Here is a 13,655-nt window from a genome sequence, read left to right as displayed (position 1 = left end):
CTTGAGAATTTGCACCACTGAATTGGCAGGCCGGGGCTAACCCCCGATCTGCAATAACTTGAATAGCCGCCGCCGCTACGGCAGGCTGGCACGATTAACGACCCAAACCGGGAGAGACACACACAATGGCACTTATCAGCATGCGCCAGATGTTGGACCACGCAGCCGAGTTCGGCTACGGCGTTCCAGCCTTCAACGTCAACAACCTTGAGCAGATGCGCGCCATCATGGAAGCCGCTGACAAGACTGACTCCCCGGTGATCGTCCAGGCTTCGGCCGGTGCTCGCAAATACGCCGGTGCGCCGTTCCTGCGTCACCTGATCCTGGCAGCTATCGAAGAATTCCCGCACATCCCGGTGTGCATGCACCAGGATCACGGCACCAGCCCTGATGTCTGCCAGCGCTCGATCCAGCTGGGCTTCAGCTCGGTGATGATGGACGGCTCGCTCGGCGAAGACGGCAAGACCCCGACTGACTACGACTACAACATTCGTGTCACCCAGCAAACTGTAGCCATGGCTCACGCCTGCGGCGTTTCGGTAGAAGGCGAGTTGGGCTGCCTGGGTTCGCTGGAAACCGGTATGGCCGGTGAAGAAGACGGCATCGGCGCCGAAGGCGTTCTGGATCACAGCCAGATGCTGACCGACCCGGAAGAAGCCGCTGACTTCGTCAAGCGCACTCAGGTTGATGCCCTGGCAATCGCCATCGGTACCAGCCACGGCGCTTACAAGTTCACCAAGCCGCCTACCGGCGACGTGCTGGCGATCGACCGTATCAAAGAGATCCACAAACGCATTCCCAACACTCACCTGGTTATGCACGGTTCGTCTTCGGTACCTCAGGATTGGCTGGCGATCATCAACCAGTACGGCGGCGACATCAAAGAAACCTACGGCGTACCGGTTGAAGAAATCGTCGAAGGCATCAAGCACGGCGTGCGCAAGGTCAACATCGACACCGACCTGCGCCTGGCTTCCACCGGTGCGATGCGTCGCCTGATGGCTACCAACCCAAGCGAGTTCGACCCACGCAAGTTCTTCGGCGCCACCGTCACTGCCATGCGCGACGTGTGCATCGCTCGCTACGAAGCCTTCGGCACTGCCGGCAACGCTTCGAAGATCAAGCCGATCTCCCTGGAAGGGATGTATCAGCGTTATCTGAAAGGTGAGTTGAACGCTAAGGTCAACTAAGTCTCCAGCGATCACCGATCATGAAAAACCCGCAGCGACGCGGGTTTTTTATTGCCGGAGATATTATTTATCGTGATCAATATCCAGTTTGCTGAACGTCACCTTCGCACCCTCGCTGGTGTATCCCGTGTTGTCCTGTACATAGACTCCCGCCTTGAAATACAGCGGTTTCACGCGCCAGGTAGCGCTGATATTGGTATCCCATTGATAACCCGCTGCGCTGATCCCCAGCGCGCCACCCGGACTCAGGTGAATAAGGTAGGAAAACTGCTGGTCGAGCTTGACGCCGGTTGCCAGCGTAATGACCCGACCCTCGCCATCATCGGGGTGCATACGTACTTTGGCGACGATGTTGCCTGTTTGGGTTTTGGTCTTGTACTGGTACTCCAGTTTCACCATGGGTTTCTGGCTTTCATAAGCGTGAATTTGCCCGATCACCAGCTTGCCCGAGCTCGGCACCTGGTTGACGGCAAGGGTTGCGCGAAGGGAGTTGTCGGCGTCGGGGTAGTACCAGTTGCGAAGCGTGCCGTTGCTGTAGGTCTCGCGCAGTTCGGTACGCGGGTACTTGGCGTTTTCAGTGCGGGTGCCGGTGACCGGCGACCAGAAGAATAGTGTGCCGGTATTGGAATGGAAGTATTGATCCTTGAACCCCTTCACCAATTTTGCAGTTTCAACGGTGTAGGGCGGGTTGCCGACAGGAACACTCAGGTTCCAGGTTGCGAGATCGATCATAGACACAGCTTCCACAGATTTACTTGCACGCACGTACCAGACGCTCTGGCACGCAGCTCGGAGGGCGATCTTTATAAGCGCAGCGAGCTGCATTGTTAACGCAAAACTGACAGATGGATGACGTCAAAATCCTGTTAAAAGGCCATCTTCCCCGGTTTCAAAGGGCTGCAGGCGTGACCGTTAGTCGGCGAATTAACGCTTTAGTTAGATGATGGCGCTCTGACAGCTACTGCTTTCTTGGATCCAGGTCTAGAGTGAGGGCTTAGTATTTGTCCGGTTTTCACGAGAACCCGGCCTGACTCCCCGAACGAAGAGAAGCAGCATGGAATGCGGGCCACTTACGCCAGGTGAAGGCAATTCAATTCTGTTGATCGTCGACGATTACCCGGAAAACCTGATTAGCATGCGGGCCTTGCTGGAGCGCGAGGATTGGCAGGTCATGACCGCCGCTTCCGGTTTCGAGGCCTTGAGCCTGATGCTGGAGCATGACGTCGACCTGGTACTGCTGGATGTGCAGATGCCAGGCATGGACGGCTTTGAAGTCGCGCAGCTGATGCGCGGGAGTCAGCGAACCCGCCTTACCCCGATCATTTTTCTCACGGCCAACGAACAGTCCCAGGATGCCGTCCTCAAGGGGTACGCCAGCGGAGCGGTGGACTATCTGTTCAAACCCTTCGACCCGCAGATTCTCAAGCCGAAAGTCCAGGCGTTACTCGAACACCAACGTAATCGCCGTGCCCTGCAGCGCCTGAGTCATGATCTGGAGCTTGCGCGAGCCTTTAATGCATCGGTCCTGGATAACGCGGCCGAGGGCATTCTGGTGGTCGACGAGGGCGGCCTGATACGTTTTGCCAATCCGGCGATGTCGCGGATGCTCAGTGCCACTGTGCAGGAGCTGCAAGGTCAGGAATTTCTCGATTTTCTGCAAAAACCGCATATTCCGGTGTGGGCGGATTCCGAACTGCTGGCCGGCTACCGCCGTGGGGAAACCCTACGCCTGCACGATGCACTGCTGCGAACCGCCCCCAATCAGCAGGTGCCGGTTGCCCTGTCCTGTGCGCCATTGCCTGCCGAGCAACATGCCATGGTGGTAACGGTGCTCGACATGTCCGTCGTGCGCCATCTGCATCAGCAGCTTGAGTTCCAGGCCATCACCGATCCCCTCACCGGGCTGCTCAACCGCCGCGGGTTTTATCAGACAGTCGAGAACCTGTTGCTGCGTGGTGAGCGCTCCGAAAGCGTGTGGGTGCTGTTGTACCTGGACCTTGATGGCTTCAAGCGGGTCAATGATTCACTCGGTCATGACGTTGGCGATCGGGTGCTACGCTGGGTATCCGAACAATTGAAGGCCTGTTTGCAGCCCCTGGATATCCTCGCCCGCATGGGCGGCGATGAGTTTACCGCGCTGCTGGACCTGGAATTTCCCGAGCAGGCGGCGCGGATTGCCGAGAAGTTGATCGAGCGGGTGTCTGTCTGTCAGCAGATTGATGGCCTGGATGTCGCGCTGGGTGCCAGTATCGGCATCGCCACCTTCCCGGACTGCGGCTCCAACCTGGATGGGTTGTTGCGTGCGGCCGACATTGCCATGTACGAAGCCAAACGTGCCGGGCGCCAGCAGTACCGTTTCTACGACCACGAAATGAATGGCCGCGCGCGCTCGCGACTGATGCTTGAAGAGAGCGTGCGGGACGCCATCGAAAATCGCGATTTCAACCTGGTCTACCAGCCACAGGTGGCTATTAATGGCGGGCAGATTCGTGGGTTCGAAGCCCTTTTGCGCTGGCAGCATCCCAGCGTGGGTGATGTGCCGCCGGGGCTGTTTTTGCCATTGCTGGAAGAAGCGCGGCTGATCAGTCGCCTGGGCAGCTGGATTTACCAGCGCGGCGCGGGCCAGCGCAAGGCGTGGGAAACCCTGTTTGCCGAGGACCTGGTACTGGGCGTCAGCTTGAGCAGTACTCAGTTCGGCATGCCGCACCTGGTCACCGAGTTACGCCAGGTGCTGGAGCGCCATGGGTTGCAACCGCGCCATCTGGAAGTCGAAGTCACCGAAGAGGCATTGGCGCAAAACCCCGAGGAAACCCGCAAGCAGCTGCGTCTGTTGCGTAACCTGGGGGTGCGTGTGGCGCTGGATGACTTCGGTTCCGGGGCCTGTTCGTTGTCGCATCTGCGTGATCTGGAGCTGGACACGCTGAAAATCGATCGGCATCTGATCGCCCGGTTGCCGCATTCATCCCGGGATGCGGCATTGGTCAGCAATGTGATTGATCTGTGCCGCCAGTACGCGATCCTGGTCATTGCCGAGGGCGTGGAAACCATCGCGCAATATGAATGGCTGCAGGCGCACGGCTGTGAATATGTGCAGGGTTTCCTGGTAGCGCGACCGATGATGGCCGAAGACGTTGGCGAATTTGTCGTGCCGTTCGACTGGAACACGCTGACCCCGTGAATTCGCTACACTAGCGGCCTGTTTTCGTCCTTGATGCTGCCCTTTTCATGATTGCGTTGAAATACCTCCAGGCCTATCCCGCCGCGCTGCAGGATCAGGTACGCCAGCTGATATCCGAAGATCGGCTGGGCGAGTACCTGACCCGGCGCTATCCGGAAAAACATGGCGTCCAGAGCGACAAGGCGCTGTACACCTATGCGCTGGACCTCAAGCAGGAATACCTGCGCAATGCTCCGGCGATCGACAAGGTGCTGTTCGACAACCGCCTGGACCTGACCCATCGCGCCCTCGGCCTGCACACCACCATTTCTCGGGTGCAGGGCGGCAAGCTCAAGGCGAAGAAGGAGATCCGGGTGGCGTCGTTGTTCAAGGAGGCTCCGTCCGAGTTCCTGAAAATGATCGTGGTGCACGAGCTGGCGCACTTCAAGGAGTCGGATCACAACAAGGCGTTCTACAAGTTGTGCGAACACATGCTGCCGGGCTATCACCAGGTGGAGTTTGATCTGCGGGTGTACCTGACGTGGCGGGACATGTTGTAGGAGCTGCCGAAGGCTGCGATCTTCTGATCTCCAACAACAAAGGACAAAAACGTGAGCAAGACCAAAACCAGCTTCTACCGCCGCTTATACGTGGCTTACCTGATCGACAGCGGGATCGCCAGCAGCGTCCCGGCGTTGACCGAGGTTACCGGCATGCCGCGCCGCACGGCGCAGGACACCATTGCGGCGCTGGCAGACCTGGATATCGTCTGCGAGTTTGAGCAGGAGGAGGGTGCGCGCAATCATGCCGGGCGCTACCGGATTCGCGATTGGGGGGCGATTGATCGGGGATGGATCGAGCGCAATTTGCAGCAGGTGAAAGCGGTGCTTGAGTACCCCTGACTTTTTGCGGTGCTGCAACTCAAGGCATCGCGAGCAGGCTCACTCCTACATTGGATCTCCATTGAACACAGAGGCTGTGGGAGTGAGCCTGCTCGCGATGAGTCCCTCAAGGACGACGCATACCTATATGGGGAATGCCATCCTCCATATATTCCTCACCCGCCACCACAAACCCATACCGCCCGTAATAACCCTGCAAATGCGCCTGCGCCGACAGATAGATCGGCATCTCTGGCCAGTGCTTTTCTGCCTGTTTCAGCGCCTGGGCCATCAGGTCATGCCCCAGGCCGGTGCCGCGCACCTCGGGTGCAATGATCACCCGACCGATCACCACATCACCGCCCTGCGTTTCCGGGTCGAGCAGGCGCAGATAAGCCACCAGCCGGTCTTCGTTCCAGGCCATTAGATGGCAGGTGTCGCCTTCGAGATCCTGGCCGTCGATATCCTGGTACACACACTTCTGCTCGACCACGAACACCTCGGCGCGCAATTGCAGAATGGCGTACAGCTGCTCTTTGCCCAGATCGCTATGGTGTTTGCAGACCCATTCAACTGTCATTTTCAAATTCCTTGTTCGACTTCGCTCTGATACTAGGCGCCTGGACCGAAGATGTCTTGATGACGAAGAAATCTGTGATAAAGGCCAAAATGCCATCATTCAATTCGTGCGGCCCGATCGTCTTTGTGTAATCTTCGATGACAGCCCGCCCGCCAAGGATTTTCCAGCATGCCGCGAGTGCATCGTGCCTTTGCTCTGATTGGATTGCTGTTGCTGTTTCAGAATGCGCTGGCGGAAAAGCTGCGGCTGGTGGCTGATGCCTGGCCACCGTTTACCGATGCCACGCTGGTCAATGGCGGGTTGGCCACAGACATCGTCAGCACTGCTCTGGCCCGCGCCGGTTATGCCAGCGACTTCGAGCAGGTGCCTTGGGCGCGCGCCTTGCTCGGGGTTGGCGAGGGCCGCTATGACGTGCTGGTCAATGCCTGGTACAACGAGGAACGCACCCGGATCGGGCAGTTTTCGGCGGAGTATCTGCTGAATCGGGTGCGCTTCCTCAAGCGCAAGGACGCCGCCATCGAATTCAACAATCTGCAGCAACTGCACACCTACCCGATCGCGGTGGTGCGGGGGTACGCGTATTCCCGGGTATTCGACGATGATGCGTCGCTGCAGAAAGTCCCCGTGCACAGCTTCGCCATGGCGGTGCGAATGCTCGCTGCCGATCGGGTAAAACTGACATTGGAAGATGAGTTCGTGGCGCGTTACTACCTGTCGCGGGAATCGGCCAAAGTCCGCAACTCGGTAGAGTTTCTGCCCAAGCCCTTGAGCGAGAACAGCCTGCATATCCTGGTCAGCCTGAAGAACCCCAGACACGAACAGATCGTCGCGGGATTCGATCGCGAGATCGCGGCGATGAAGGCGGACGGGAGTTATGCGCGGTTGTTCAAGCAGCATGGGATGTGAGGCAGCTGCAAGCTTGAAGCTTCTGTCTTCAGTCTCCCCCTGTGTCCTTGATGAGATGCGCCGCCAAGGTCCGCAACGGCCCTAGCTGTCGGCAGATCAATGCCAGCTGAGTCTGCACCAGGCGTTGCCCTTCATCGATCTCATCCGCCATCTGCTCCAGCTCATTGGCCAGCGCTTCCTCTTCATCGCTTTGAATCGCGATCGGCGTCTTGCTGGCCAGGCCCTGGGCGATCTCGTCGATGCTGGCAGCCAGCTTGACTCCGGCGCCCTCGATCAAGTGCTCGCGCATTTCCGCGGGCAGCTGCGTCTCGCGGTGCGCGCCGAGGCCTGACAGGTAACTGAGCAAGGTGTGCGACAGCACCAGGAAGCGGAAGCCGACATCCGCCTCCTTACGGAAATGCCCCGGCTCCATCAGCATATTGGCCAATGTCGTCGACAGGGCCGCATCGGCGTTGTGCGCGTTGCGCCGGGCCAGGCGGTAGGCCAGGTCGTCGCTTTTGCCGGCGGCGTACTGCTGCATGATCTGGCGCAGGTAGATGCTGTTGCAGGTCAGGGTGTTGGCCAGGACTTTGTTCAGGCGTCGGCCCTGCCAGTCCGGCAGGAACAGGAACACCGCGAGACCGGCGATCAGGCTGCCCAGCAAGGTATCGAACAACCGCGGCAGGAACAGCCCGTAACCGTCGCCTACCTGATTGAAGCAGAACAGGACCATCAGGGTGATCGCGGCGGTTGCGAGGGTGTAGCGCGTGGTGCGGTTGATAAAGAACACCACGCCGGCGGCGATGGCGAAGCACGACTGCACCAGCGGGTTGGGAAACAGGTCGAACAGCGCCCAGGCCACGGTCAGGCCGATGGCGGTACCGATGATCCGCTGGCCGAGTTTGCGTCGAGTGGCGCCGTAGTTTGGCTGGCAGACAAACAGCGTGGTGAGGATGATCCAGTAACCCTGGGACGGGTGGATCAAATGCACCATGCCGTAGCCGATGCTCAACGCCAGGGGCAATCGCAGGGCGTGGCGGAACAGCAGCGAGGTCGGAGTCAGCTGAGTGCGCAGGCGCACCCATACATCCTTGAGGCTGCGTGGCGAGCGGTCGAGCAGACTGCTGTCGGTGGCGTCGGCCAGGGCGTCAGGGTTGCTGGCGTCGCTCAGCAGGCGATCGAGGGTGCCGAGGTTGGCCGCCAACGCTCGTAGCGAGCGCAGCAGGCCGCGCCAGGCCGGATTGCTCTGGACCCGCAGATGTTCGAGGGAGGCGTGCAGGTCGCTCAGGGCTTCGGCAAAACTGGCGTCATAGACGAAAGGCTGGCGCATCTGGATAGATTCGGCCAGGGCACGACAGGCTTTGCCCTGCTGGCGCAACAGGCGCTGGCAACGGAACAGCACATCGCTATGGAAGAAGGCGTCAGCCAGGGCGTTGTAGGGGTAGTGCGAGGAACTGGCGCGCTCGTGGATGTCCTGGGCGAGGAAATACAACTTCAGGTAGCGGCTGACTTTCGAGCCGGGGCGACCGTTGCCGACCCGGTGCAGGATGATTTCCTTGGCGGCGTTGAGGGCGGCCACCACTCGACCATTCTGCTGCGCCAGTTCCAGGCGACGGGCTTCAACATCCATTTGCCGGATCGGCTCGAACAACGACGATTTCAGCTTGAGGTATAAGCCCAGCTCGCGGAACAGCCGCGCCAGGCTCTGCTGCACGGGTTGGTTGGAAAACATCGCCTGCCACAGCACCGAGAGCAGGCCGTACCACGCCGCGCCGGCCACCAGCAGCAGCGGCTCATGCCAGAAGTCGGTGACCGCGCCGCCGCGCTGGTCTACGCCGATCATGGTGTAGACCGACAGAATCAGGGTCGCCGAGGCTATCGCCCCATAACGCTCGCCCAGGGCACCGAGCATGGTCAGGGCGAAACTGGCCAGCGCCAAGGCTATGACAAAAATTATTGGGTAGGGAAATAGCAGTTCGACCGAGAGGGCGGCGACACTGAAGCACACGAGTGTGACCGCCAGGGCATTGAGGCGGCCTTGCCAACTGTCGTCGGTCTCGGCCAGGGCGCTGGCGATGATCCCGAGGAACAACGGGATCAGCAGGCCCATTTCGTCCTGATACCAGCACAGCGCCATGCTGCCGGTCAGGGCAATGAACACCCGCACGCTGTAGCTGAACTTATCCAGTGCCCAAAGGCGACGCAGAGACTGACTAAATGAGCTTGATGACATGAAGTGCGAAGGCCTTCCGAGGCAATGACGCTAAATTGAGCCAGTAATGACGATGACGCAATGGCGTCGATCACATCTGACAGCAAAATCTGTTCCTTGTCCGGCAGAACACGGTCCCCTGTAGGAGCTGCCGAAGGCTGCGATCTTTTGGTTTTGATCCTGAAGATCAAAAGATCGCAGCCTCGTTTCTCTCGGCAGCTCCTACGGGTGCGTTATGCGGTGTTTCAGACGTATTGCGCGGCGGCGTAACCGGAGGCCCAGGCCCACTGGAAGTTGAAGCCGCCCAGATGCCCTGTGACATCCAGCACTTCGCCAATGAAATACAGGCCCGGGCTTTTCAGAGATTCCATGGTCTTCGACGAAACTTCGTGGGTGTCGACGCCGCCCAGTGTCACTTCAGCGGTGCGATAACCTTCGGTCCCGGCCGGCACCACCTTCCAGCTGGCCAGTTTTTCGGCAATGTCGGCAATTTCCCCGTGGGTGTACTGCTTCATCGGCTTGGAGACGAACCAGTTGTCGGCCAGCAGGTTGGCCATCTTCTTGGTGAAGATTTCCCCCAGCAGGGTTTTCAACTCGCTGTTCGGGCGTTCGGCCTGTTGCTGTTGCAGCCAGGTCGGCACGTCGTGGTCCGGCATCAGGTTGATTTCAACCGTGTCGCCGGATTCCCAGAACGAAGAGATCTGCAAAATCGCCGGGCCGCTGAGGCCGCGGTGAGTGAACAGGATGTTCTCGCGGAAACTCTGCTCATTGCAGCTCACCAGGCAATCCACCGAAGTACCGGACAGCTCGGTGCACAGTTCTTTGAGCTGATCGGTGATGGTGAACGGCACCAGGCCGGCGCGGGTGGGCAGCAAGTCGTGGCCGAATTGCTTGGCCACTTGATAACCGAAACCAGTCGCGCCGAGGGTCGGAATCGACAGGCCGCCCGTGGCGATCACCAGGGATTCGCAGCTGATTTGGCCCAGCGTGGTGTCCAGCAGGTAACCGCTTTCGAGTTTTTCGATGGTCTGGATCGAGGTGTCCAGGTGCAGGCTGACGCCGACCTGGTCGCACTCGTTGAGCAGCATCTCGAGAATGTCGCTGGATTTGTTATCGCAGAACAGCTGGCCGAGTTTTTTCTCGTGGTACGGCACGCCGTGCTTGGCGACCATGCCGATGAAATCCCACTGGGTGTAGCGGGCCAGTGCGGATTTGCAGAAGTGTTGGTTCTGGGAAAGGAAATTGCCCGGTTCCGTGTACATGTTGGTGAAATTGCAGCGGCCACCGCCCGACATCAGGATTTTCTTGCCGGCTTTGTTCGCATGGTCGAGCAACATTACCTTGCGCCCGCGCCCGGCGGCGGTCAGCGCACACATCAAACCTGCGGCGCCAGCGCCAATGATCACGACTTCGGTAGAGCGCAAAACGGTGTCCTCACACAAAATTCAGATTCACCGACAAATCAATGTGGGAGCGGGCTTGCTCGCGAAGGGGTCAGCACATTCAACATAGATGTTGTCTGTCAGTCCGCCTTCGCGAGCAAGCCCGCTCCCACATTTGATCTCTGTCAGCCAGAAGATCTTTTACAAAATACGCACGCGCAGCGAACGGCCTTTGATCTTGCCGTCATTCAAGCGCTGCAGCGCCTGCTTGGCGATTCCGCGTTCCACTGCCACGTAGGCCTGGAAATCGAAAATAGCGATCTTGCCGACCTGGGCGCCCGGAATCCCGGCATCGCCTGTCAGGGCGCCCAGGATGTCACCCGGACGAACCTTGTCTTTACGGCCGGCACCGATGACCAGCGTGCTCATCACCGGCAGCAGCGGGGCGCCGCCCTGGGATTTGAGGTTGTCCAGCTGGTCCCAGCTCAACGGCGACTTCTGCAATTGCTCGATGGCCTGGGCGCGGTGCGCTTCGGACGGGGCCACCAGGCTGATCGCAATACCTTTCTCGCCAGCACGGCCGGTACGGCCAACGCGGTGAATGTGGATTTCCGAATCGCGGGCCAGCTCGACGTTGATCACCATGTCCAGTGCATCGATGTCCAGGCCGCGGGCAGCGACGTCGGTGGCCACCAGTACCGAAGTACTGCGGTTGGCGAACATGGCCAATACCTGGTCGCGATCGCGCTGTTCCAGATCGCCGTGCAGGCCAACGGCGGAGATGCCTTTGGAGGTCAGGTGATCAACCGTTTCCTGAACTTGCTGCTTGGTGAAGCAGAAGGCTACACAGGAAGCCGGGCGGTGATGGGCGAGGACTTTGACGACCGCGTCCATGCGCTCTTCCGGGGAAATTTCGTAAAAGCGCTGCTCGATCTGCGTGTCGTCGTGGAATGCCTCGGCCTTCACGATCTGCGGATTGCGCATGAACTTCGACGCCAGCTGCTTGATGCCCACCGGGTAAGTGGCGGAAAACAGCAGCGTCTGGCGGCGCTCAGGGCACTGGGCGATGATTTCTTCGATGGAATCGTAGAAGCCCATGTCGAGCATGCGGTCGGCTTCATCGAGGATCAGCGTGTTCAGGCCATGCAGAATCAGCGAGCCCTTGCGCAGGTGCTGCTGAATGCGACCCGGAGTGCCGACGATGATGTGCGCACCGTGCTCCAGAGAGCCAATTTGCGGGCCGAAAGCCACGCCGCCGCACAAGGTCAGGACCTTGATGTTGTCTTCGGCACGGGCCAGGCGACGGATTTCCTTGGCGACCTGGTCGGCCAGCTCGCGAGTCGGGCAGATGACCAGTGCCTGGCAACCGAAGAAGCGCGGATTGATCGGGTTCAGCAGGCCGACACCGAAGGCGGCGGTCTTGCCGCTGCCGGTCTTGGCCTGGGCGATCAGGTCCATCCCCTTGAGGATCACCGGCAAGCTTTGCGCCTGGATCGGCGTCATCTGGGCATAACCGAGGGAGTCGAGGTTAGCCAGCATGGCGGCGGACAGCGGCAAAGTATTAAAAGCGGTGGCGATGGTGGTCACGGGACTGGCCTGCAAAACAAAATGTCGCGCAGTGTATCAGTCCTATGGCCATTCGCCCGTAGTTTCCGGACGAGAAGTCGTAGCCGCTGCCGAACCATTCTTTGTAGCAGCTGCCGAGGCACGAGGCTGCGTTGGGCTGCGCAGCGGCCCCCGAGGGCGGTCCTGCGGACACGCAACGCAGCCTCGTGCCTCGGCAGCTGCTACACCGATCAGTGCTCAATGTCGTGTTCGCGGCTGACCGCTCGTCGCCCGTCATTGGGTGAAAGCTGCGAGAAGATCGTCGCGGCCAGCATCGCCATGATCCCGACGGTAACAAAGGTCAGCTGGAACGCTCCCAGCACCGTGTCGACGCCGTCATTGCCCACCTCTGCAGTGAAGCCACCGAGCAGGGCGCCGGCGCAGGCAACGCCGAGGCTCAGGGACAATTGCGCAACCACTGACAGCAAGCTGTTGCCGCTGCTGGCGCTGGCATCATCGAGGTCGATCAGGGTGACCGTATTCATTGCGGTAAATTGCAGCGAGTTGATCGCCCCCAGGATCGCCAGCATGCCGAGCAGCAGCCAATAGGGCGTCTGCTCGCTGACCAGGCCCATGCTGGCCAGCATCAATCCCAGTGCCAGAGTGTTGCCAGTGAGCACGATGCGATAACCCAGGCGCTCGATCAGCGGCCGGGCCACGGACTTGGCGACCATCGCTGCAGCGGCCAGCGGCAGCATGCTCATGCCCGCCTGGGATGGCGAGTAACCCAGCGCCACTTGCAGCAGCAGCGGCACGAGGAACGGCAGGGCGCCGCTGCCAAGGCGGGCAAACAGATTGCCGAGAATGCCCACGGCAAAAGTCCGGGTCTTGAACAGCGAAGGCGCGAACAGCGGATTGTCGATGTGCCCGGCCCTGAGCCAATACGCGGCCAGGCAGGCCATGCCGGCGAACAGCAGCAACATCACGCGCAAGTGCGGCAGGTGCAGCTCGCCCAGGCCTTCCATGGCGATGGTGATCAGCACCATCGCCGCGCCAAACAGCAGGAAGCCGAGGCTGTCGAAACGAGTGCGCTCGGTGCCACGCAGGTCGGGAATAAATTTCCAGACGGCATAGCAGCCGACGACACCTACCGGCAGGTTGAGCAGGAAGATCCAGTGCCAGGACAGGTATTCAACCATCCAGCCGCCAGTGGTCGGGCCCAGCAGGGGGCCGAGCAAACCGGGGATGGTGATAAAACCCATGATCCGCACCAGTTCCGAGCGTGGATAAGCGCGCAACACCACCAGGCGTCCGACGGGCAGCATCAGCGCGCCGCCGAGGCCCTGAATGACTCGGGCGCCGATCAGCATGCCCAGGCTGCTGGACAGTGCACACAGCAATGAGCCGATGCTGAACAGCAGGATGGCGCCGAAGAAGATCTTCCGGGTGCCAAACCGGTCGGCGATCCAGCCCGAAGCCGGGATCAGCAAGGCGACCGTAAGCATGTAGGCAATGATCACGCCCTGCATGCGCAACGGATCTTCCGCCAGGTCCCGGGCCATGGCCGGCAGTGCGGTGTTGAGGATGGTGCCGTCGAGGGACTGCATGAAAAAGGCGATGGCCACGACCCACGGCAGCCAGCGGGCGGTGACGGGATCGAGAGGTTGGCGGTTGGGCATGGGACCTCTTGGCAGTGTGAAATGACTCGATCTGCAGAACGATGAAACCCTGTAGCAGCTGCCGAGGCACGAGGCTGCGTTGGGCTATGAAGTAGCCCCGAGGGCGGTCCTGCGGACACGCAAAGCAGCCTCGTGCCTAGGCAG

The 13,655-nt window shown here is 60.0% G+C and carries 11 protein-coding genes; 5 read left to right on the top strand and 6 right to left on the bottom strand.

Annotation, left to right across the window (positions count from 1 at the left end; all coding sequences use genetic code 11):
- Positions 1 to 125: 125 nt before the first annotated feature.
- A complete protein-coding gene (gene fba, locus ORL50_RS00840) occupies positions 126 to 1,190 on the top strand; it encodes a class II fructose-bisphosphate aldolase (RefSeq protein ID WP_008151974.1) in 1,065 nt (354 codons plus the stop codon).
- Between the two features lie 63 nt (positions 1,191 to 1,253).
- On the opposite strand, the gene ORL50_RS00835 is transcribed toward fba, so the two are convergent.
- Entirely contained in the window at positions 1,254 to 1,922 is a 669-nt protein-coding gene (locus ORL50_RS00835) for a polysaccharide lyase family 7 protein (RefSeq protein ID WP_266009248.1), read from the bottom strand.
- A gap of 322 nt (positions 1,923 to 2,244) precedes the next feature.
- On the opposite strand from ORL50_RS00835, the gene ORL50_RS00830 reads away from it, so the two are divergent.
- From ORL50_RS00830 to ORL50_RS00820, 3 genes are read left to right on the top strand one after another with little or no spacing between them, the layout of a single operon-like run.
- Positions 2,245 to 4,368, top strand: coding sequence for a putative bifunctional diguanylate cyclase/phosphodiesterase (locus ORL50_RS00830; protein WP_266009246.1), 2,124 nt, complete (start codon positions 2,245 to 2,247; stop codon positions 4,366 to 4,368).
- Positions 4,369 to 4,415: 47 nt separating this feature from the next.
- Positions 4,416 to 4,907: a M48 metallopeptidase family protein gene (locus ORL50_RS00825; RefSeq protein WP_266009243.1), complete on the top strand. Its 492-nt coding sequence runs from the start codon at positions 4,416 to 4,418 to the stop codon at positions 4,905 to 4,907.
- Positions 4,908 to 4,958: 51 nt separating this feature from the next.
- Positions 4,959 to 5,249 carry a winged helix-turn-helix domain-containing protein gene (locus tag ORL50_RS00820; RefSeq protein ID WP_266009241.1) on the top strand — a complete coding sequence of 97 codons (291 nt, stop codon included), beginning with the start codon at positions 4,959 to 4,961 and terminating at the stop codon, positions 5,247 to 5,249.
- Between the two features lie 106 nt (positions 5,250 to 5,355).
- On the opposite strand, the gene ORL50_RS00815 is transcribed toward ORL50_RS00820, so the two are convergent.
- The gene (locus ORL50_RS00815) at positions 5,356 to 5,808 is read right to left on the bottom strand and encodes a GNAT family N-acetyltransferase (RefSeq protein WP_266009239.1); all 453 of its coding nucleotides are present in this window, start codon (positions 5,806 to 5,808) and stop codon (positions 5,356 to 5,358) included.
- 168 nt (positions 5,809 to 5,976) lie between these two features.
- Between ORL50_RS00815 and ORL50_RS00810 the strand changes: the two genes are divergently transcribed.
- Complete coding sequence (locus ORL50_RS00810) at positions 5,977 to 6,714, top strand: substrate-binding periplasmic protein (RefSeq protein ID WP_266009237.1); 738 nt, start codon at positions 5,977 to 5,979, stop codon at positions 6,712 to 6,714.
- Positions 6,715 to 6,742: 28 nt separating this feature from the next.
- Here ORL50_RS00810 and yccS read toward each other — a convergent pair whose 3' ends face one another.
- From yccS to mdtD, 4 genes are all read right to left on the bottom strand, one after another.
- Positions 6,743 to 8,926 (bottom strand): YccS family putative transporter, encoded by a 2,184-nt coding sequence (gene yccS, locus ORL50_RS00805; protein ID WP_266009235.1) that lies wholly within the window; start codon positions 8,924 to 8,926, stop codon positions 6,743 to 6,745.
- Between the two features lie 224 nt (positions 8,927 to 9,150).
- Entirely contained in the window at positions 9,151 to 10,329 is a 1,179-nt protein-coding gene (locus tag ORL50_RS00800; RefSeq protein WP_266009233.1) for a BaiN/RdsA family NAD(P)/FAD-dependent oxidoreductase, read from the bottom strand.
- Positions 10,330 to 10,488: 159 nt separating this feature from the next.
- The gene (gene dbpA / locus ORL50_RS00795; protein ID WP_266009688.1) at positions 10,489 to 11,826 is read right to left on the bottom strand and encodes an ATP-dependent RNA helicase DbpA; all 1,338 of its coding nucleotides are present in this window, start codon (positions 11,824 to 11,826) and stop codon (positions 10,489 to 10,491) included.
- A 257-nt stretch (positions 11,827 to 12,083) separates the two neighbouring features.
- Positions 12,084 to 13,526, bottom strand: coding sequence for a multidrug transporter subunit MdtD (mdtD, locus tag ORL50_RS00790; protein ID WP_266009687.1), 1,443 nt, complete (start codon positions 13,524 to 13,526; stop codon positions 12,084 to 12,086).
- Positions 13,527 to 13,655 lie beyond the last annotated feature (129 nt).

Origin of the sequence: Pseudomonas sp. RIT-562, assembly GCF_026241895.1 — a bacterium.
GTDB lineage: Bacteria > Pseudomonadota > Gammaproteobacteria > Pseudomonadales > Pseudomonadaceae > Aquipseudomonas > Aquipseudomonas mandelii_F.
The sequence above is the reverse complement of the archived record's forward strand: the minus strand, read 5'-3'. Positions and strand labels throughout refer to the sequence as shown.